We start from the raw sequence: 22,177 nt of genomic DNA on the forward strand, positions 1-22,177 counted from the left end.
TCGTCATCGCCCGAACACGTCCCGGACGCCCGTCCGGGACGGACCACCTGAAAGCGCTCAGATAGATCCCAGGGTCCGATAGAGACCCGTCGACGAGGGAGATTGCACGTGGGTATCGAGGTCAAGATTCCCGACATCGGCGATTTCGCCGATATCCCGATCATCGAGATCTTCGTGAAGGAGGGCGACACGATCGGGCCGGACGACCCGCTGGTCTCGCTCGAATCCGACAAGGCGACGATGGACGTCCCCTCCCCGCAGGCGGGTGTGGTCGAGAAGATCCTGATCAAGATCGGCGACAAGGTCAGCGAAGGCGCGCCGATCCTGCTGCTCAAGGGCGAAGGCGCTGCTGCCTCGGCCCCGGCGGCGGCCGATACCGCGGCCGTCGCCGCCAAGCAGGAGCCGGCTCCGGCCGCTGCTCCGTCTCCGGCTCCCGCAGCGCCGGCAAGCCAGGCGCCGGTGTCGAGCGCGCCCGATTTCTCGAACGTCCATGCCAGCCCGGCTGTGCGCCGCATCGCCCGCGAGATGGGGGTCGACCTCAACGCGGTGAAAGGCACCGGCGAGAAGGGCCGCATCACCAAGGACGACGTGAAGGGCCAGCTCACCCGCTCGGCCGGTCCCGCCGCTGCCGGCGGCGGCGCGGTCATGGCGTCGGGCGGCATGGGCATCCCCGAGATCCCGGCGGTGGACTTTTCCAAGTTCGGGCCGATCGAAACCAAGCCCATGGCGCGGATCAAGAAGATCTCCGGGCCGCACCTGCACCGGTCCTGGCTCAACGTGCCGCTCGTCACGCATACCGACGAGTCTGACATCACCGACACGGACAAGTACCGCAAGGAACTCGACGCGATCGGCAAGGAGAAGGGCTACCGCGTCACGCTGCTGGCCTTCCTGATCAAGGCCGCCGTCTCGGCGCTCCGCCAGCATCCGGAATTCAACTCCTCGCTGAGCCCGGAGAAGGACGCGCTGATCCTCAAGAAATACTACAATATCGGCGTCGCGGTGGACACGCCGGACGGGCTCGTCGTGCCGGTGATCAAGGATGCCGACCGCAAGGGCATCATCGAGATCAGTCAGGATCTCGGGGCGATCTCGAAGAAGGCGCGCGACGGCAAGCTCGGCGCCGGCGACATGCAGGGCGCGACCTTCTCGATCTCGAGCCTGGGGGGCATCGGCGGCACCAACTTCACGCCGCTGGTCAACGCGCCGGAGGTCGCCATCCTCGGCGTGCCGCGCTCGAAGATGACGCCGGTTTGGGATGGCACGGAGTTCAAGCCGCGCCTGATCCTGCCGCTGAACGTCTCCTACGACCACCGCGTCATCGATGGAGCGCTCGGAGCGCGCTTCACCCGCCACCTCGCCCACGTCCTGGAGGACCTCCGCCGCCTCGTCGTCTGACGGGGCGATCGCGCGAATCCACGGATATGGCTGACAAGGCGTGAGGTGAGGCAATGAGCAACGAGGTCAAACTTCCCGATATCGGAGACTTCAAGAACGTCCCGGTCATCGAGGTGAGCGTCAGCGCGGGCGACCAGATCTCGGTCGACGACGTGCTGATCGTGCTCGAATCCGACAAGGCGACCATGGACATCCCCTCCCCGGTCGCGGGGACGGTCGCCGAGGTGAAGGTGAAGCCGGGAGACACGGTCACCGAGGGCGACCTGATTCTGGTCATGGCCGAAACCGCCGGAAGCGGCGCACCGAAGCCGGGTGTCGCCGCTGCCGCGTCGGCTCCGGCCGCTGCCGGACACGGCGCGGGCGAAGGCCAGGCCGGCTACGGCTCCTCCGCCGCAGGTGCCGGCAACGGTGCCGCTCCGGCGGTGCCGGCTCCGCAGGCCGCCGCACCCGTGGCTGGCGAGGACATGCATGCCGAGGTGCTGGTGCTCGGCGCCGGACCCGGCGGTTACACCGCTGCCTTCCGTGCGGCCGATCTCGGCAAGAAGGTCGTGCTGATCGAGCGCTGGCCGATGCTCGGCGGCGTCTGCCTCAACGTCGGCTGCATCCCGTCGAAGGCGCTGCTGCATGCGGCCAAGGTCATCGACGAGACCCATGCGATGGCCGCCCACGGCATCAGCTTCACCGCGCCGCAGATCGACATCGATAAGCTGCGCGAGTGGAAGGACGGCGTGGTCAAGCGCCTGACCGGCGGCCTCGGCGGCCTCGCCAAGCAGCGCAAGGTCACGGTCGTGACCGGCACGGCGAAGTTCGTCAGCCCGAACCAGATCGAGGTCGAGCACGAGGGCACGAAGAAGGTCGTCGGCTTCGACCAGGCGATCATCGCCGCCGGCTCCGAGCCGATCCAGATGCCCTTCATCCCGCACGACGACCCGCGGGTGATCGATTCCACCGGCGCGCTCGAACTCGACGGCATTCCGAAGCGGATGCTCGTGATCGGCGGCGGGATCATCGGCCTGGAGATGGCGACCGTCTATCACGCGCTCGGATCGAAGGTGACGATCGTCGAGCTGATGGACCAGATCATCCCCGGTGCCGACAAGGACATCGTCACGCCGCTCGCCAAGCGCATCGGCAAGCAATACGAGGCGATCCACCTGAAGGCGAAGGTCACCAACGTCGAGGCGACCCCCGAGGGCCTCAAGGTCACCTTCGAGGGTGGCTCGGCACCGCCAACCGACACCTTCGACAAGATTCTCGTCGCGGTCGGGCGCCGTCCCAACGGCAAGCTGATCGCGGCCGACAAGGCGGGCGTCGTCGTCGACGAGCGTGGCTTCATCGCCGTCGACAAGCAGATGCGCACCAACGTGCCGCATATCTTCGCCATCGGCGACGTGGTCGGCCAGCCGATGCTCGCCCACAAGGCGGTGCACGAGGGCAAGGTCGCGGCAGAGACGGCGTCCGGCAAGAACAGCTTCTTCGACGCGAAGGTGATTCCCTCGGTGGCCTATACCGATCCGGAAGTGGCCTGGGTCGGCCTCACCGAGAACGAGGCCAAGGCCAAGGGCATCAAGGTCGGGAAGGGTGTTTTCCCCTGGGCGGCATCGGGCCGGTCCCTCTCGCTCGGGCGAGACGAGGGCATCACCAAGGTGCTGTTCGACGAGGCCACCGACCGCATCGTCGGCTGCGGCATCGTCGGCCCTTCGGCGGGCGACCTGATCGCCGAGGCGGCGCTGGCCATCGAGATGGGCGCGGATGCCGAGGATATCGGGCTGACCATCCACCCGCACCCGACCCTCTCTGAAACGGTCGGCATGGCGGCGGAGGCCTTTGAGGGCACGATCACCGACCTCTACATGCCTAAGAAGCCACACCCGCGCACGACCTGAGCCGCGCAAAACCGTCGCATGGGGTCGAAGCGGCGGCCGGGCGAAAACGCCCGGCCGCCGCATTTTTCTGCAGGGGATCAAGCGGATCGGTTGCTGCCTAAGCATGGCAGCGGCCCGTCGGTGCATGTGCACTGCAACAAGCGCATCCCCCTTTTGCCATTTTGGAGCATTGCGCTAGGCATGGGGATGCCGCACGAGGCGGTGCTTTCGCACGTCCCATCGAGCGAGCCGGTTTCCGGCTGTGTCTCTGGAGCCCACCATGGCCCAATCAGCTGCGCTCGAGCGCGACGCCCAGCAGGTCCATACCGACCACAAGGTCGCCCCCGGCGAGATCGCTATCGGCGTCGTGATCGGCCGGGCCTCCGAATATTTCGACTTCTTTGTCTTCGGCATCGCCTCGGTGCTGGTCTTCCCGAAGGTGTTCTTCTCCTTCGAGCACGACGCGCTCACCGCTACGCTCTATTCCTTCGCCGTCTTCGCCCTGGCCTTCGTCGCCCGCCCGATCGGCACGGTGATCTTCATGGCCGTCGACCGCCGCCATGGTCGCAGCGTCAAGTTGACGACCGCCCTCTTTTTGCTCGGTAGCTCCACGGCGGCGATCAGCTTCCTGCCGAGCTACGAAAGCATCGGCTATGCTGCGATCTGGCTGCTGGCGGGCCTACGCATTGCGCAAGGACTGGCGCTGGCCGGAGCCTGGGACGGTCTCGCATCGCTTCTCGCTCTCAACGCTCCGCCGGACCGCCGCGGCTGGTACGCAATGATCCCGCAGCTCGGCGCGCCCCTCGGCTTCATCGTCGCTAGCCTGCTGTTCGCGTTCTTCATCGTGAATCTGTCCAGCGAGGACTTCCTCGACTGGGGCTGGCGCTTCCCGTTCTACTGCGCCTTCACCATCAACGTCGTCGCCCTGTTCGCGCGACTCAGCATCGTCGCCTCCGACGAGTTCAAGGCACTGATGGACCAGCGCTCCCTCGAGCCGGTGCCGGTCTTCGAGCTGCTCCGGCGCCATGGGCTGCATGTCTGGATCGGCGCTTTCGTGCCGCTCGCGGCCTTCGCGCTGTTTCACCTCGTGACGATCTTCCCGATCAGCTGGCTCGCGCTTTTTGCTGACCGGCCACCCGGCGAGTTCCTGATCGTGCAGTGCTCGGGCGCTATCGTCTGCGCGGGCGCCATCGCCGCTTCAGGCCTGATTGCCGACCAGATCGGCCGCCGCAACACGCTGATCCTCTCCGCATGCCTGATCGGCCTGTTCGCGATCGGTAGCATCATCGCCCCGCTGATCTTCGGCGAGAGCGCCATCGGGCAGACGATCTACGTCAATGTCGGCTTCATGATCCTCGGCCTCGCCTACGGGCAGACGGCCGGCGCAGTCACCTCGCGACTCGGCGCGCGCTATCGCTATACCGGCGCGGCGCTGACGTCCGACCTCGCCTGGATGTTCGGCGCGGGCTTCGCGCCGCTGGTCGTGCTGTTCCTGGCCAGTCGTTACGGGCTCGCCATGGTCGGCCTGTACCTGCTCTCGGGCGCAGCCTCGACGCTGCTCGCCCTGTTCCTCGACCGTTCCGAGATGCGCCAGATGTAAGCGCGAGCGCCATGCGGGCGGCGTGCGCGCCGCCCTCCTCACCGATAGGAAGCGCCGCCCCGGAACGCGGCAAAGAGATGGGTTCCAATCCCGTGGCCATCCCCGCCCCTAATCGCCTGCAAAGCCCCTCCCCCGCCCGGCCGCGTCGCGTGCCGATTCGGCGGCTCCTCCAGGGGGGGCTGCTGCCGCCGCTCTTCGCCCTGCTCTCGGGCTGCAACTTCGTGGTGATGCAGCCATCCGGCGACGTCGCGATCCAGCAGCGCAACCTCGTGCTGGCCTCGACCGGCCTGATGCTGCTGATCATCTTGCCGGTGATCGGGCTGACGCTCTGGTTTGCTTGGCGCTACCGGGCCTCCAACGAGAATGCGACCTACGATCCCGACTGGCACCACTCGACCCAGCTCGAAGTGGTGATCTGGACCGCGCCGCTGATGATCATCATCGCACTCGGCGCGCTCACCTGGATCAGCACCCACACGCTCGATCCGTTCCGGCCGCTTGGACGCCTCGCGCCGAACCGCCCAATCCCGGCCGAGGTCAAGCCGCTACAGATCGAGGCCGTGGCGCTCGATTGGAAGTGGCTGTTCTTCTACCCGGAACTCGGCATCGCCACGGTGAACGAGCTGGCTGCGCCGGTCGACCGGCCGATCAACTTCAAGCTCACGGCGACCTCCGTGATGAATGCCTTTTACGTCCCTGCACTCGCCGGCATGATCTACGCGATGCCGGGCATGGAGACGAAGCTGCATGCGGTGATCAACAAGGAGGGCGTCTACGACGGGCTCGCGTCGCAATACAGCGGTAGCGGCTTCTCTCGGATGACCTTCAAGTTCCACGGCCTGTCGAATGACGGTTTCGACAAGTGGGTCGACAAGGTGAAGCAGCAGGGCACGGAGCTCAGCCGCGATGCCTATCTCGAGCTCGAGAAGCCCAGCGAGGCGGTGGCTCCGCGCTTCTACAAGTCCTACGACAGCGGCCTGTTCACCGCGATCGTCAATCTCTGTGCGCAGCCCGGCAAGATGTGCATGCACGAGATGATGATGATCGATGCGGCGGGCGGTGCCGGCAAGGACAGCGCCGAGAACCGCGAGCGGCTCCAGTACGACAACCGCCGCATTCTGCATGGCGAGGAGGCGCCCGGCGCCACCGTGCCCGCGACGAGCCGCGCCCCGCGCAGCGACGACGCCAAGGATAGCAAGACCGACCCCGGTCAACCGGGTCCGGACATGAACCAGGACAAGGCTGCGCCGGCGCAGCGTCATCACCATTGATCAGGCGTTCCGCCGGCACCGTATCGAGACGATCCCATGGCTGACTCGGATCTCATGAACCTTGTCTTCGGGCGCCTGCGCCTCGACGACATCCCCTACCACGAGCCGATCTTGCAGGTGACCTTCGCGGGCGTCGCGGTCGTCGGTCTCGCCGTGCTCGGGGTGATCACCTATTACCGCTTCTGGGGTCCGCTCTGGCGCGACTGGGTGACGAGCGTCGATCACAAGAAGATCGGCATCATGTACGTCATCCTGGCGATCGTCATGCTGCTGCGCGGCTTCGCTGACGCCCTGCTGATGCGATCCCAGCAGGCCATCTCCTTCGGCGAGAACCAGGGCTATCTGCCGCCGCACCACTACGATCAGATCTTCACTGCCCATGGCGTGATCATGATCTTCTTCGTGGCGATGCCCTTCGTCACCGGTATGATGAACTACGTCGTGCCGCTGCAGATCGGCGCGCGCGACGTCGCATTCCCTTTCCTGAACAACTTCTCGTTCTGGATGACGGTGTCCGGAGCGATCACGGTGATGATCTCGCTCTTCGTCGGTGAGTTCTCCCGTGCCACCTGGCTCGCCTATCCGCCGCTCTCGGGAGCCGACATGAGCCCGGGGGTGGGGGTCGACTATTATATCTGGGGCCTGCAGATCGCGGGCATCGGGACGACGCTCTCAGGAATCAACCTCGTCGCCACCATCGTGAAGATGCGGGCGCCGGGCATGACGATGATGAAGCTGCCGATCTTCACCTGGACCTCGCTCTGCACGAACGTGCTGATCGTCGCTGCCTTCCCGATCCTCTCCGCCGTTCTCGCGCTGCTGACCCTCGACCGCTACGTCGGCACGCACTTCTTCACGAACGACCTCGGCGGCAACCCGATGATGTACTTCAACCTCATCTGGATCTGGGGTCATCCGGAGGTCTACATCCTCATCCTGCCGGCCTTCGGTATCTTCTCCGAGGTGACCTCGACCTTCTGCGGCAAGCGGCTCTTCGGCTACGTGTCGATGGTCTACGCCACGGTGGTCATCACCATCCTCTCCTACCTCGTCTGGCTGCACCACTTCTTCACGATGGGCTCCGGCGCCTCCGTGAACTCGTTCTTCGGCATCACGACGATGATTATCTCGATCCCGACGGGAGCGAAGATCTTCAACTGGCTTTTCACGATGTTCCGCGGCCGCATCCGGTTCGAGGTGCCAATGCTGTGGACCATCAGCTTCATGGTGACCTTCACCATCGGCGGCATGACAGGCGTGCTCCTTGCCGTGCCTCCGGCCGACTTCGTGCTGCACAACTCACTGTTCCTGATCGCGCACTTCCATAACGTGATCATCGGTGGCGTGCTGTTCGGCATGTTCGCTGGCGTGAACTACTGGTGGCCCAAGGCCTTCGGCTTCAAGCTCGATCCGTTCTGGGGGAAGGTGTCGTTCTGGTTCTGGACGATCGGCTTCTATGTCGCGTTCATGCCGCTCTACCTGCTCGGCCTGATGGGTGTGACCCGCCGCGCCAACCACTTCGACGATCCCTCGCTCCAGATCTGGTTCGTGCTGGCAGCCTTCGGTGCAGTGCTGATCGCGATCGGCATCGGCGCGATGCTCACGCAGTTTGCCGTCAGCATCCGGAACCGCGAGAAGTTGCGCGACGTGACGGGCGATCCGTGGGGCGGACGCACGCTCGAGTGGTCGACCTCGTCGCCGCCGCCCGAATACAACTTCGCCTTCACGCCGCGCATCCACGATCTCGATGCCTGGTACGACATGAAGCGCCGTGGCTACGCCCGCCCCAGTGAGGGTTTCAAGGCGATCCACATGCCCAAGAGCACGGGCACGGGCGCCATCATCGCGGCCTTCAGCGTCACGTTCTCGTTCGGCATGATCTGGTACATCTGGTGGATGGCGGCACTCAGCTTCGTCGCCATGATCGCCGTCGCGATCGTCCACACCTTCAACTACGACCGCGACTTCGACATCCCGGCCGACACCGTCGTGCGGACCGAGGGTGAGCGGACCGCTGCGCTCGCGGCCATGGCCTGACACCGATGACGATGCACACCGACACCGCTCCTCCCGGCGCCGAGGCCCCGGTCTTCTACGAGACCGAGGAGCACGCCCACGAGGCCAGCACCATGCTCGGCTTCTGGATCTACCTGATGAGCGATTGCCTCATCTTCACGGTCCTGTTCGCCACCTACGCCGTGCTCGGCCGCAATTACGCGGCCGGTCCATCCCCCAACGACCTGTTCGACCTCAAGCTCGTCGCGCTCAACACGGCGATGCTGTTGTTCTCCTCCATCACCTACGGCTTTGCGATGCTGGAGATGGAGAAGGGGGGGCTCAAGGCGATGCAGCTCTGGCTGGTCGTCACGGGCCTGTTCGGCGCGGCCTTCATCGGCATCGAGCTCTATGAGTTCTCGCACCTGATCCACGAGGGAGCGACGCCGCAGCGCTCGGCCTTCCTGTCCTCGTTCTTCGCGCTGGTCGGCACGCACGGCCTGCACGTGACCTGCGGCATCGTCTGGCTGATCGTGCTGATGATTCAGACCGCCCAGCGCGGCCTGATCCCCGAGAACAAGCGCCGGCTGATGTGCCTGTCGATGTTCTGGCACTTCCTCGATGTCGTCTGGATCGGCGTGTTCACCTTCGTCTACCTGATGGGAGTCGTGCGATGAGCGCTGCCGGCGAAGCAGTCCATCACGATCATGACCACGGTCATGGCGGCCAGGCGCATGGCTCCTTCAAGGGCTACGTGACGGGGTTCGTGCTGTCGGTGATCCTGACCGCGATCCCGTTCTGGCTCGTCATGGGCGACGTACTGAAGAACCCGGTCTGGACCACGGTCCTCATCCTGGCCTTCGCCGTGGTGCAGATCGTCGTCCACATGGTCTACTTCCTCCACATGAACACCAAGTCGGAGGGCGGTTGGAGCATCCTGGCGCTGATCTTCACCGTGACCCTGGTGGTGATCACTCTCACCGGCTCGATCTGGGTCATGCATCATCTCAACACGAACATGATGCCGATGTCCCCGCACGACATCCTGCATCATCAACCGTGAGGCGCGGGCGGGCGTGAGCGACGACGTCTCGCCGCCCCGCTCCCGCGGCGCGCTCGTCGCGATCAACCTGCTTGGCCTTGTTCTGGTCGCAGGCTTCCTCGGCCTAGGGATCTGGCAGGTGCAGCGCCGGGCATGGAAGCTCGACCTGATCACCCGCGTCGAGGCGCGGGTCCATGCCGAGCCCGGCCCAGCGCCTGGGCCTTCCGATTGGCCCCGCATCGGTGCCGAGGCTGACGCCTACCGGCATCTGCGGCTCACCGGCGTTTTCGAGCACGACCGCGCTACTCTGGTTCAGGCCCTGACGGCGCTTGGCGGCGGCTACTGGGTGTTGACTCCGTTCCGCTCCGATCTCGGCTTCACCGTGCTGGTCAATCGCGGCTTCGTGCCGGCCGACCGGCGCGATCCTGCCGACTGGCGGCAGCCTGGGGGCACGGTGGCGCTGACCGGCCTCCTGCGCGTCAGCGAGCCCGGAGGCGGTTTCCTGCGCGCCAACGATCCGGCCGCTGGGCGCTGGTATTCTCGCGACGTCGCGGCGATCGCGCAGGCACGCGGGCTCGCCGAGGTCGCCCCCTATTTCATCGATGCGGATGCCGGACCGGATCCCGCCCAGTTACCGGTTGGCGGATTAACTGTCGTCTCCTTCCGCAATGAGCACTTCGTCTATGCGCTGACCTGGTTCGCGCTTGCGGCGATGACGCTCGGCGCACTCGCCTATCTCGACCGTGAGGCGCTTGCGGGCGGGCGGCGAGGCACCGCCGGATAAGTCGCCCATTCGGGCGCGTTTGGATTCCGTGCACGCGGCGGAGTCATTCCCCGTATTTTTGCTTAGCCCGTATTATTCTTAATGCATTTTCATTGCCCGCAATCGGCATTTCTCGTATTTCGAGAGCAGCCTGCGGGTCGAATCGGTGAAGCTTCCGTCAAGACTCGTCTTTACAACGACAGTTGCGACGAAGCGGAAAGCGGCACGCCGGACTCGTCTGGAAGACGACAGGGCGACAGACCGCGACGGAGACAATGCAATTCGATCGCATTGGCCTCCGCAACAGTCCCGATCGCCGCAAGGCATCAGTATCCGTCCGGCGGAGCCGAGGACGGATCGAGGGCGGGGGCGGACGTGGCGCGTGATCTCGATGGGATTTGGTTGACGATTGCCGGGTCTGCGGCCGGCTGGCGGCGAGTCGCCCGCGCGACGCTGCTGCTCGCTGGCCTGAGCATGTCCTCGACCGCAGTTTTCGCCTACGCCGATTTTCTGCCCGACGCCTTTGATCTGGGCGTCTTCGATATCGACGTCCCACACGACAACGCCCTGCCGCACGTGGCCCGACAGGTCGCCCATGGCGAGCCGCTCCGCATCGTGGCGTTCGGCTCTTCGTCGACCGAGGGCATCGGCGCGAGCACGCCGGCAGCAGCCTACCCTGCCCGGCTCGAGGCGGTGCTGAAGGGCGCCCTACCCCACCTTTCGAACAGCATCAGCGTGCTCAATCGCGGCATTGGCGGCGAAGCCGTCGACGAAATGCTGGCCCGGCTCGACCGCGACGTGATCCGCGAGCATCCCGACCTCGTCATCTGGCAGACCGGCAGCAACGACGCGCTGCGCGGCATCTCGCTCGATCACTTTCGCGAGGAGACGGAATCGGCCGTGCGCCGCATCCGAGAGGCCGGCATCGACGTGGTGCTGATGGAGCCGCAATGGTGCCCGCGTTTCGACGCGACCCCAGGTGCCTACCGCTTCCGTGACGCCGTTCGGCAGATCGGCGTGAGGCTCGACGTGCCGGTTATCCGCCGCTCGTCGCTGATGCGCGACTGGATCGCCCGGGCGAAGCTCACCCATACCGAGCTGTTCTCGGCCGACGGCCTCCACATGGCTGACCGCGGATACGATCTGCTCGCCCAGGCTGCGGCCGAGGACGTGCTACGCGCCGCCGCCGTGCCCGTCGCCGACTGAAGCTGCCCAAAAACGAAAAAGGGCCCCCTAGGGACCCTGAACCGTCATCGGCCGCCAGATCGGCGGGATGGTGGGCGCGACAGGGATCGAACCTGTGACCCCTTCCATGTCAAGGAAGTGCTCTCCCGCTGAGCTACGCGCCCGGCCTTAGTCCGAGGACCCCGGCAAGGCGGCGGCTATAACCGCTGCCGCACGGCCGTGCAAGCGGAGGTTCGCACGGTTTTTGCGGATTCGATCAAACAGCCTCGGCCCGTGGCGCCCACGGTCGCGCCGTCGGGCAAAATCGACCGATCGAGACACCTCGCGCCGCACGGTCATATGGCCGAGATGCGCGTGTGCTTTGCCCGGCTCAGGATTGCCGCTACAGGGTAAGGCGCAGCAGGGTGGCGGCATCGGCTCTCTGCGTCTTGGAGGTCGCCTCTTGCGTATCGCGATGATCGGTTCGGGCTATGTCGGCCTGGTCTCGGGAGCCTGTTTCGCCGATTTCGGCCACGACGTGATCTGCGTCGACAAGGACCCGGGCAAGATCGAGGCGCTGCAAGAGGGACGTATCCCGATCTTCGAGCCGGGCCTCGATGCGCTGGTCGATGACAATGTCCGCCAAGGACGCTTGTCCTTCACCACCGAGCTTGCTGCGGCGGTCTCGGGCGCCGATGCGGTGTTCATCGCGGTCGGAACGCCTTCGCGGCGAGGCGACGGCTTCGCCGACCTATCCTTCGTCTACGCCGCCGCCCGTGAGATCGCGGGAGCGATCACCGGCTACACCGTGGTGGTGACCAAGTCGACGGTTCCGGTGGGCACCGGCGACGAGGTCGAGCGGATCATCCGCGAGTCCGCTCCAGAGGCCGAATTCGCAGTGGTCTCGAACCCCGAATTCCTGCGCGAGGGCGCGGCGATCAACGACTTCAAGCGGCCCGACCGCATCGTCATCGGCACCGAGGATGACCGCGCGGCGGCCGTGATGAACGAAGTCTATCGCCCCCTCTACCTCAATGCCGCGCCGATTCTGGTGACCGGACGTCGGACGGCCGAGCTGACGAAATACGCGGCCAACGCCTTCCTCGCCACCAAGATCACCTTCATTAACGAGATCGCCGACCTCTGCGAGCAAGTCGGCGCCAACGTCCAGGAAGTCGCCCGCGGCATCGGCCTCGACAACCGCATCGGCAAGAAATTCCTGCATGCCGGCCCAGGCTACGGCGGCTCCTGCTTTCCGAAGGACACACTCGCTCTGGTGAAGACTGCCCAGGACCATGGCGCTCCGATTCGCATCGTCGAGACCGTGGTCGCGGTTAACGATCAGAGGAAGCGCGCCATGGCCCGCAAGGTGATCGCGGCTTGCGGCGGGTCGGTGCGCGGCAAGACCATCGCCCTGCTCGGGCTGACCTTCAAGCCGAACACAGACGACATGCGTGATGCCCCTTCGCTCTCGATCGCCGCTGGGCTCCAGGATGCCGGAGCGCGGGTGCGCGCCTACGATCCCGAGGGCGTCGACCAGGCGCGCCCGCTTCTCTCGGACGTCACTTACGCGGACGACGCCTATCACTGTGCCGAGGGAGCAGATGCCCTTGTGATCGTCACCGAGTGGAACGCCTTCCGTGCGCTTGACTTCGCGCGGCTTCGGGCCTCGATGTCCGAGCCCGTGCTTGTCGACCTGCGCAACATCTACAGTCGAAGCGTGGTCGAGCAGCACGGCTTTCGCTATTCGAGCATCGGCATCGCATGACGGACCGCGCGGCCAGTCCTGTCTTCGATTGTTTCGCCGCTCTCCGCCTTGTTGGCAGTGGATCAATTGTGGCCGTTCGTCGTCGACTGTGTCGTTCGGGTCTCAGGATGCGCTCCAAGACTGATTGGCAGGTGGGGTCGTCGCTTGAACAAGGTCATCGCGCGTGCATCGCCTGAATTTTGTGCTTGCATGACCCGCGTGACGCGATCCTGGATTGAAAACACGCTTGCCGAAGTGTTGCGACGGCTCGCGAGAACGGGTTTTCGATCGTGATCCATTAGTTTGATGAAGCTGGGCAACATGGCAGCTCAATTGGCTGCCGGGTCCTGGTCTTCGTCGCAGCGGCCTCGGTGACCATACCGATGCCACAGTGAGGGGCGATGCACCCCCGCCGGACAGGCCGCCAAGGGCTTGCCGTACTCCTTCACGAGCGTGTGCGAATCGAACGTGACAAAACGTACTGACATCGCGATCATCGGTCGTGCCTGCCGACTTCCCGGGGCGTCGAGCGTCGACGGGCTGTGGCAGCTTCTCAGTGAAGCGCGCTGCGCGGTCTCGACGATCCCGGCAGATCGCTGGCCGCTGGAGCGCTACGGGCATCCGCGCGCAAACGAGCGTGGCAAGAGCTACACCTGGGCCGCGGGTGTCATCGACGACGTCTGGTCTTTCGATCCGGGCGTGTTCGGCATCTCGCCGCGCGAGGCCGAGCAGATGGACCCGCAGCAGCGGCTCCTGCTCGAGTTGACCTGGGAGGCCTTGGAGGATGCCGGCATCGCGCCCTCATCGGTGGCGGGCCGCGACATCGGCGTCTTCGTCGGCGCATCGTCTCTCGATTACGGCAACCTGCGCATCCTCGACACCTCGTCAGGCGATGCCTACGCCGCGACGGGCAACGTCCTGTCGATTCTCTCGAACCGCATCTCCTACATCTACGACCTGAAGGGACCGAGCTTCACCCTCGATACGGCCTGCTCGTCCTCCCTCGTCGCCCTCGATACGGCCCTCGTCGCGCTGAACAGCGGGCAGGTCGACACGGCGATCGTCGCCGGCGTGAACGTGCTGGCGAGCCCGTTCAACTTCATCTCCTTCTCCAACGCAACGATGCTCTCGCGGACCGGCCTGTGCCAGGCCTTCTCCGCCAATGCCGACGGCTATGTTCGCGCCGAGGGCGGCGTCGTGCTGGTGCTGCAGACCGCGAAGGCGGCTGCGCGCGACGGCAACGTGGTGCGCAGCGTCATCGCCGCCAGCGGCGTGAATTCGGATGGGCGCACTTCCGGCATTTCTCTGCCCTCCGGCACGGCGCAAGGAGTTCTGCTGGAGCAGGTCTATCGTGAGGCCGGGATCGGGCTCGATTCCATCGCCTTCGTCGAGGCGCACGGCACCGGCACGCCGGTCGGAGACCCGATCGAGGCGAAAGCGATCGGCTCGCGGCTCGGTAAGGGTCGTAAGGCGCCACTCCCGATCGGATCGATCAAGACCAATATCGGCCATACCGAGCCGGTCTCGGGTCTCGCGGGCTTGCTGAAGGCCAGCCTCGCCCTTGAGTACGACCTGCTGCCGCCGTCACTGCACTCGGCCGAGCTCAACCCCGACATCCCATTCGCTGAGCTGAACCTTTCCGTGAACCGCGCGCCGCTGGCGCTGCCGCGCGGCAAGGCAGAGCGTTTCGCCGGCGTGAACTCCTTCGGGTTCGGCGGTACCAACGCGCACGTCGTGCTGACCGACCCGGCCCCCGTCGCGGCAGCGGCCGGCGATGCGCCTGAGCCCGAGATCCTGCTGTTGTCGGCTCAGAGCCGGGCGGCACTGAACGACCTCGCGCTCGATTACGCCGATCGGCTGGAGGCTGCCGCCCCAGCCGAGGCCGCGCGCATCGCCGCGGCGACCGCCCACCGCCGGGATCGGCTGTCCACCCGCCTCGCCGTGCCGTTTGCCGACAAGGCTGACGTCGTGCGCGCTCTGCGCGACGTGGCCGAAGGCGCGGATTCCGATCGCGCCCTCGTTGGTACGGCGGCAGAACGCTCGGCCGAGGCCGTCTTTGTCTATTCCGGCAATGGCAGCCAATGGGGCGGCATGGGCCGCGAGGCCTACGAGACCAACGCCGTCTTCGCCGCCACCTTCGACCGGGCCGACGCTCTGTTCGCGCCGCTTTCGGGCTGGTCGCTGAAGGAAGCGATGTTCGCCGACGATATCGAGGAGCGGCTCTCGCTCACCCGGATCTCCCAGCCCCTGATCTTTGCCATCCAGGCGGCCTCGACTGAGGCGCTCCGCGCGCAGGGCCTGAAACCGGCTTATGTCCTCGGGCACAGCGTCGGCGAGATCGGTGCCGCGCAGGCCGCAGGCATCCTCAGCCTGGAGCAGGCGGTGAAGGTGATCTTCCACCGCAGCCACCACCAGGAGACGACGCGCGGCCTCGGCTCGATGGCCGTCCTGCTCGGCCCGGTCGAGGAGATGGAGGCCTTCCTCGCCGATTATCCAACCCTCGACATTGCCGCCTACAACAGCCCCAAGGCGATCACCGTTGCCGGGCCGGTCGACGCGATCGAGGAGGCGATGAAGGCGCTGGCGCGCAAGCGCCGCCGTGGGCGCAAGCTCGACCTGGAATACCCATTCCATGGCCGGCTCATGGACCCGACCGAGAAGCCGCTGCTGCGTGATCTCGCCGGCCTGAAGGCCGCGGCCGGCCATACGCCGATGGTCTCCACCGTCACCGGAAAGATCGAGCCGGGCTCGGCCTACGCAGCCGGCTACTGGTGGCGCAACATCCGCGAGCCGGTTCAGTTCTGTGAGGGGCTCCAGGAGGCGGCTCGCCAGGGCGCGCGCGTTTTCGTCGAGGTCGGCCCCCGCGCCACCCTGCTCTCGCATGTCGGCGATGCCGTCGAGCCGCTCGGCATTGAGATCGCCACTGTTGGCGTGATGCACCGCAAGCCGGCGGGCGGTGACCCGATCGGCAAGGCACTCGCAGCTGCGCTGGTCGCCGGCGCTGCCGTCGACGAGACCAAGGTGTTCGGGCCGAACCCGGACGGCGCAGTTCCGCTGCCCAGCTATCCCTGGCAGCGCCGGTCCTTCCGCCTCGCCGAGACGACCGAGGGTGTCGGCGGGATGACGCCGCGCGCCTATCACCCGCTCGTCGGCTCGCGCGTGGCGCCCGATGGCCTGGAATGGCACGGCGCTCTCGACGCTCGGCTGGTGCCGGAGCTCGATGATCACCGCATCGAGGGACAGGTCATTCTGCCGGGCGCGGCCTTCGTCGAAATGGCCCTGCAGGTGGCTCGCGAGGCGCACCGCTCCGAGACTGTCGTGCTCGCCGACCTGGAGATCCAGGCGCCGATGGTCTTCGCCGAGGAGTCGCTGCGCGAGGTCGCGGTCCGACTGTCCGGCTCGGGCAACATCGTCCAGATCCTCAGCCGGCCGCGTCTGACCCAGACCCCCTGGCAGTTGCACGTCACCGCCAAGGTCGTCGATGGCGACTTTGCCCCGGCCGAGCGCCGCGCCGTCGAACTTCCCGCTGATCATGCCGTTGCTGGCGCCGACCTTTACCGTCGCGCCGAGGCCTCGGGTCTCGGCTTCGGCCCGAGCTTCCGGCAGGTCGCGCTGTCTGCGCGCCTCGACGAGACCACCATCATCTCCGAGCTACAGCCGGCCGAAGCCGATGACCGCTACGGCCTCGTGCCCTCGCGACTCGACTCCTGCTTCCACGGCCTGATCCTGCTCTTTGCCGAGTTGCTCGGTGAGGATTCGGCCAAGGCCTACGTCCCGGTCCGCTTCGGCGAGATCCGTCTGAACCGGCCGGGTGCGGTGATCCACCGTGCCGTGATCAATACGCGCCGCTGCAACGAGCGCTCGATTCTTGCCGACTTCACTCTGCTCGACGAGGCCGGTGAGGTCATCGCAACGATCCGCGAGGGCCGCTTCCAGGCGCTTCGCGCCAAGGGCGGCAGTGATCTTTCGGCCTACGCAATCGCGCAGACGACCGAACTCGCCTCCGTGCCCACCGCGGCCGCTCTCGATCGCCAGCCGGCCATCGCCGAGATCGTGCGGCCCAGTGCCGCGAAGGCCGTCCTCCCCGACGAGGAGCCCCTCGGTCCCGGCCAACTGCTCCTCGAAGGCTGGGCCACGACGCTTGCCTACCGCCTTGCCGAAGGCCTGTCGCAGGGCGGCCGGGTCGATCCTGCGAAGCTGCCGGCGGAGCTTCGCCCCTGGCTGCTCAACGCCCTCCAAGCCCTGGAGAGCAGCGGTCTCGCCTCACATGACGGCAAGGCGTGGCGGGTGCGCGGCGATGTGTCGTTGCCGCGTCCCGAAGAGATCATGCGCTGGATCGCGGCGGATCACCCCGAGCTCTCCGCCGAGCTCGTGCTGATCGCCGACGTGACGGCCCTTGCCGGCCGTCTGCTCGCCGGATCGCCGGACACGGCCGCGAGCTTGCCGCAGGCGGCGCTCGACGCTTTCGTGATGCGCAGCGCCATGGCCCGCGCCTCCGCCGAGGTGATCGCGCGGGTGGTCGAGGCGGCCCGCGAGGCCCTCCCCCGCGACCGGGCGCTGCGCATCCTGCAGGTCGGCTTCGGCCCCCTCTCCAGCAAGGCGGCCACCTTTGCCGAGACGATGCAGGCACAGATCAGCGTGTTCGAGGCCGACCGGCGTCTCGCCGAGCGTGCCCGCCTCGCCCTGCCCCGCCGCGTCTCCGTGATCGAGGCCGTCGAGGATCTGGCCCCCGCTTCCTTCGATCTGGTTCTTGCGAGCGATGCTCTGCACCGCGCAGACCGCGACCTGCTCGCGGCCGTCGGCGGCGCTGTTGCGACGGGTGGTCTGCTCTTGGCCGCTGAGCCGACCAACGCTTTGTTCCGCGACATGGTCTTCGGTCTCGATGCCGATTGGTTCGAGGGCACCGCTGATATGCCGCATAGTCGCCTGGAGGACGTCGCCGGCTGGCAGCGCGTTCTGAGCGGGGCCGGCCTAGTCGGGGTCACTGCCGATCGCGCCGCCTCCGCCAACGGCAACGACCTGCTGCTCGTGGCCGAGGCTCCGGTGCGCGCGGTTCCTCCGCACGGCCAGAACTTCGCCTTCGTGATCGGCTCCGAGGACGCCTTCGCTGCCGAGACTGCCTCCTCGCTGGCGACCCTGCTCGTCGCCTCGGGCGTGCATGTCTCGATCATCCTTGATTCCGAGCAGTCGTTGCGGGAACTCGAGCGCGAGAACCCGGATACGGTGGTGTTCCTGGCCGGAGCCTTCGGCCATGGCGGCGAAGCAGCCGAGCGCCTGCGCGATCGATGCCTCAGCCTGAAGCGCTGCGCCGAGCATCTCGGCAGCCGCCAGACCCGTCTCTGGGTCGTGGCTCCCGGCGCGACGCGCGACCGCGGTGGCTATCACGTGGCGATCGAGGCGGGCCTGTGGGCCTTCAGCCGCACGCTCGCCAACGAGACCGCCACGCTCGACGTGCGCCGTGTCGACCTCTCGCAGTCTCTCACCACCGAGCAGGCGTCTCAGCGCCTTTGCGGTCTCATCCTGTCCGGCACGCCGGAGACGGAGATCGTGCTCGACGAGGACGGTACCCGGGTGGTGCGCTTCCATCCCGGTCTGCTGGCCCGCCGCGTCGGCGCAGGTGCCGAGGCGGCTCCCGCGGCACGGCTGGAGCGCAGCAATGCCGGTGGCCTCAACGAGATGGAATGGGGCCCAGCCGAGCGAGCCGCTCCTGCCTCGGGTGAGGTCGAGATCGCGGTTGAGGCCACCGGCCTCAACTTCCGCGACGTGCTCTGGGCGCTCAATATGCTCCCGGAGGAGATCCTGGAGGACGGCTTTGCCGGTCCGCGACTCGGTCTCGAAGTCGCCGGTCGTGTCGTCTCGGTGGGTGCCGGCGTGACCGACTTCGCGGTGGGCGATGCAGTCGTCGCCTTCGCGAAATCAGGCTTCGCCACGCATATCGTCGTGCCGGAGATGGTCGTCGCGCCGATGCCCCTCGGCATGAGCCCGGCAGCTGCCGCGACGATCCCAGTCGCCTTCCTCACGGCCTATTACGGCCTCGTTTCCTGCGCGCGGCTTCGCAAGGGTGAGTGGGTGCTCGTCCACGGTGGCGCAGGCGGCGTCGGCCTGGCGGCGCTTCAGGTCGCCAAATGGAAGGGCGCCCGCGTCATCGCCACGGCCGGCTCGCGCGAGAAGCGTGCACTGGTTGAGGCGCTCGGGGCCGAGCACGTGCTCGACTCGCGCTCTCTGGCCTTCGTCGACGACGTCCGCCGCATCACCGGCAACGGCGTCGACGTGGTGCTCAACTCGCTGTTCGGTGAGATGATGGAGCGCTCGCTCAACGTGCTGAAGCCGTTCGGCCGCTTCGTCGAATTGGGCAAGCGCGACTACGTCGCCAACACCCATATCGGCCTGCGCCCGTTCCGCCGGAACCTGTCCTATTACGGCGTCGATCTTGACCAGGTGCTCCAGCACCAGGGCGAAGACGGTGCGCGCATGTTCCGTGAGGTCATCGCGCTGTTCTCGGAAAGCGGCCTCAAGCCGCTTCCGTATCAGCCCTTCACCTCGGACGAGGTCTCTGACGCCTTCCGGCTGATGCAGCAATCGGGGCATGTCGGAAAGATCGTCATCACGCCGCCGAAGGCGGGCAGCGTGGCCCGTGCCCGCAAGGCGCCGTTCGCGGTGTCGGACCAGGGCGTCCACCTGATCACCGGCGGTCTCGGCGGGTTCGGCATCGAGGCAGCACGCTGGCTGGCCGATCGCGGCGCCCGGCACCTGCTGCTCGTCGGTCGTTCGGCCAAGCCCAATGATGAGGGCCGGGCCGTCATCGCCGAGCTGAAGGCCAAGGGCGTCGCCGTCGAGGTGAAATCCTGCGATCTCACCGACCGCAAGGCAGTCGAGGCGCTGCTCGGCGGCATCGACAAGGCCGGCAAGACGCTTGCCGGCGTGATCCACGGTGCGATGGTCCTGCAGGACGGCTTGATCTCCAACCTGGAACCGGAGGCCCTGGAGGCCGTGATCCGCCCGAAGGTCATCGGCGCCCAACTGCTCGATGCGGCGACACGCGAGCGCCGGCTCGACTACTTCGTGCTGTTCTCTTCGGCGACCACCTTCATCGGCAATCCTGGACAGGGTGCCTACGTTGCCGCCAACGGCTTCATGGAGGGGCTGGCCCGCCAGCGCCGCCGGCTCGGCCTGCCGGGCCTCGCGGTGGCGTGGGGGGCGATCGGCGACGTCGGCGTGCTAGCCCGCAACAAGGCGGTGATGGAGACGCTGGCTGGCCGCGTCGGCGTCACCCCGATGGATGCCCGCCACTGTCTCGACCTGATGGCCGAGGCGCTCGGCGCGCAGGGGCCGGCTCCCGACGAGGCCGTGGTCGCCATCGCGGCGATGCATTGGGGCAAGGCGCGCGAGCGTCTCGCGACCCTGCGCTCGCCGAGCTATGGCGATCTCGGTTCCGATCAGCAGGCCGAGGCGGGCACCGTCGCGGCCATCGACATCGCCGCCCTCCTCAAGCGCAACGACGTCGATACGGTCCGCAAGACCGTCGCCGACGCCATCGTGGAGGACATTGCCCGCATCCTGCGCCTGCCGAAGGACGACATCAGCCGCACCCGACAACTTTCGGAGATCGGCCTCGATTCGCTCATGGGCGTCGAGCTCGGCGCGAGCCTGCAGGAGCGCTTCGCCCTCGACGCGCCGCCGGCCGGAATCTCGTCGGGCCTCACGGTGAACGAACTCGCGGACACGCTGATTCAGGCCGTCGCGACCCCGGTCGACGAGAATGCGGGTGCCTCGCTGGTGCTCGCTCAGAAGCATCTCGGCGATCTCGACGCCGAGACGCTGACGCCGTTCAAGGACCTCGTCGAGCAGAATACGGCCGAGATCAAAGAGATCCTGTCATGACCCGATCGACACGGCCCGACGAGGAGGGCCGCGCGGCGCTGGCGAGCTTCGTCACGAACCGCCTCGGACGCACTCCCGTGCGCCCAGCACCCGAGCCAGCCGAGACGAAGAGCGATACGCCGGACTCTCCTCAGGATTTCGAGAAGTTGGCCGGGTATCGCGAGCTGAAGCTGCAGCGCTCCGCAGCTGACCTGATCGGCGTCGCCAACCCGTTCTTCCGTGTGCACGAGACTCGTGCCGGCGCGACGACGCGGATGGAGGGGAAGACCTGCATCAACTTCTCGTCCTACGACTATCTCGGCCTTAACGGTCACCCCGCCGTGAGCGGGGCCGCGCGCAAAGCGATCGAGGCCTACGGCACTTCCGCCTCTGCCAGCCGGATCGTGGCGGGCGAACGCCCGGGTCACGGCAAGCTGGAAAAGGCGCTCGCCGCCCATTATGGCACCGAGGCCTGCGTGGTGATGGTCAGCGGCCACGCAACCAACGTCACCGCGATCGGCGCTATCCTCGAACCTGCCGACGTGATCTTCCACGACGCGCTGATTCACAACAGCGTGGTGACCGGCGCGCAGCTCTCGGGGGCGCAGCGGCGCTCCTTCTCGCATAACGATCCGACGGCTCTTGAAAAGCTGCTGGAGGCTACCCGTCACGAGCACCGCCGGGCGCTGATCGTGGTCGAAGGCCTCTACAGCATGGACGGCGACGCGCCGGACCTCGCGGCCTTCGTCGAGCTGAAGCGCCGCTACGATTGCTGGCTGATGGTCGACGACGCCCACGGGCTCGGCGTGCTGGGCCGGACTGGCGCTGGCCTGCACGAGCATTGCGGCGTCGATGCCGACGACGTCGACATCTGGATGGGCACGCTCTCCAAGACGCTCTCGTCCTGCGGCGGCTACATCGCCGGGCCGGCGGTTCTGATCGAGTACCTGAAATGCACTGCCGGCGGCTTCGTCTACAGCGTCGGGCTTTCCCCGCCGCTGGCGGCCGCGAGCGACGCGGCACTGGCCGTGATGCTCGCCGAGCCAGAGCGGGTCGAGCGCCTGCGGCGCAATGGCAACCAGTTTCTTGCACTCGCGAAAAAGGCGGGCCTCAATACGGGGACCAGCCTCGGTCTCGCGGTGATCCCGGTGATCGTCGGCGATTCGCTGAAGGCCGTGACGTTGTCGAACCGGTTGTACGGGCGGGGCATCAACGTCCAGCCGATCATCCATCCCGCGGTGCCGGAGCGCGCCTCGCGGCTGCGCTTCTTCATCACATCCGAGCACACGGCCGACCAGATCAAGGAGACGGTTTCCGCGATCGCCGAGGAGCTGTCCGCGCTGGAGACCGGGAGCACGCTGATCGAGCAGCTCATGGCGCGCCGCGGGGTCTGAGATCGTTTCCAGTCGAAGATCACTCCAACGAGAAAGGCCCGGACCATGAGGTCCGGGCCTTTCTCGTTTCTCGGTTGA

12 protein-coding genes and 1 tRNA gene are annotated in these 22,177 nt (G+C 66.7%); 12 read left to right on the plus strand and 1 reads right to left on the minus strand.

The window, feature by feature from the left end; all coding sequences use genetic code 11:
• Positions 1-108: 108 nt before the first annotated feature.
• The 9 genes from aceF (at position 109) to HCU64_RS22690 (ending at position 11,140) form a co-directional block, all read left to right on the plus strand.
• Positions 109-1,398 (plus strand): dihydrolipoyllysine-residue acetyltransferase, encoded by a 1,290-nt coding sequence (aceF, locus tag HCU64_RS22650; RefSeq protein WP_233386562.1) that lies wholly within the window; start codon positions 109-111, stop codon positions 1,396-1,398.
• A gap of 53 nt (positions 1,399-1,451) precedes the next feature.
• Positions 1,452-3,284 (plus strand): dihydrolipoyl dehydrogenase, encoded by a 1,833-nt coding sequence (lpdA, locus tag HCU64_RS22655; RefSeq protein ID WP_233386563.1) that lies wholly within the window; start codon positions 1,452-1,454, stop codon positions 3,282-3,284.
• A 259-nt stretch (positions 3,285-3,543) separates the two neighbouring features.
• Entirely contained in the window at positions 3,544-4,863 is a 1,320-nt protein-coding gene (locus HCU64_RS22660) for an MFS transporter (protein WP_233386564.1), read from the plus strand.
• A gap of 149 nt (positions 4,864-5,012) precedes the next feature.
• The gene (gene cyoA / locus HCU64_RS22665; RefSeq protein ID WP_233386565.1) at positions 5,013-6,134 is read left to right on the plus strand and encodes a ubiquinol oxidase subunit II; all 1,122 of its coding nucleotides are present in this window, start codon (positions 5,013-5,015) and stop codon (positions 6,132-6,134) included.
• A gap of 36 nt (positions 6,135-6,170) precedes the next feature.
• A complete protein-coding gene (gene cyoB, locus HCU64_RS22670) occupies positions 6,171-8,171 on the plus strand; it encodes a cytochrome o ubiquinol oxidase subunit I (RefSeq protein ID WP_233386566.1) in 2,001 nt (666 codons plus the stop codon).
• 5 nt (positions 8,172-8,176) lie between these two features.
• Complete coding sequence (gene cyoC / locus HCU64_RS22675) at positions 8,177-8,806, plus strand: cytochrome o ubiquinol oxidase subunit III (RefSeq protein ID WP_442786003.1); 630 nt, start codon at positions 8,177-8,179, stop codon at positions 8,804-8,806.
• Positions 8,803-9,192 (plus strand): cytochrome o ubiquinol oxidase subunit IV, encoded by a 390-nt coding sequence (cyoD, locus tag HCU64_RS22680; protein WP_233386568.1) that lies wholly within the window; start codon positions 8,803-8,805, stop codon positions 9,190-9,192. Before cyoC ends, cyoD begins: the two co-directional genes overlap by 4 nt.
• A gap of 13 nt (positions 9,193-9,205) precedes the next feature.
• Positions 9,206-9,955 carry an SURF1 family protein gene (locus tag HCU64_RS22685; RefSeq protein ID WP_325170012.1) on the plus strand — a complete coding sequence of 250 codons (750 nt, stop codon included), beginning with the start codon at positions 9,206-9,208 and terminating at the stop codon, positions 9,953-9,955.
• 453 nt (positions 9,956-10,408) lie between these two features.
• Entirely contained in the window at positions 10,409-11,140 is a 732-nt protein-coding gene (locus tag HCU64_RS22690; RefSeq protein WP_325170014.1) for an SGNH/GDSL hydrolase family protein, read from the plus strand.
• A 68-nt stretch (positions 11,141-11,208) separates the two neighbouring features.
• Here the strand turns inward: HCU64_RS22690 and HCU64_RS22695 are convergent.
• Positions 11,209-11,283, minus strand: a tRNA-Val gene (locus tag HCU64_RS22695).
• Between the two features lie 278 nt (positions 11,284-11,561).
• On the opposite strand from HCU64_RS22695, the gene HCU64_RS22700 reads away from it, so the two are divergent.
• The 3 genes from HCU64_RS22700 (at position 11,562) to HCU64_RS22710 (ending at position 22,099) form a co-directional block, all read left to right on the plus strand.
• Entirely contained in the window at positions 11,562-12,866 is a 1,305-nt protein-coding gene (locus tag HCU64_RS22700) for a UDP-glucose dehydrogenase family protein (RefSeq protein WP_233386572.1), read from the plus strand.
• Positions 12,867-13,313: 447 nt separating this feature from the next.
• The gene (locus HCU64_RS22705) at positions 13,314-20,726 is read left to right on the plus strand and encodes a type I polyketide synthase (RefSeq protein WP_233386573.1); all 7,413 of its coding nucleotides are present in this window, start codon (positions 13,314-13,316) and stop codon (positions 20,724-20,726) included.
• On the plus strand, positions 20,723-22,099 hold the full coding sequence (locus HCU64_RS22710) for an aminotransferase class I/II-fold pyridoxal phosphate-dependent enzyme (RefSeq protein WP_233386576.1): 1,377 nt from the start codon (positions 20,723-20,725) through the stop codon (positions 22,097-22,099). Before HCU64_RS22705 ends, HCU64_RS22710 begins: the two co-directional genes overlap by 4 nt.
• Positions 22,100-22,177 lie beyond the last annotated feature (78 nt).

It is taken from the genome of Methylobacterium sp. C25 (genome assembly GCF_021352225.1).
GTDB lineage: Bacteria > Pseudomonadota > Alphaproteobacteria > Rhizobiales > Beijerinckiaceae > Methylobacterium.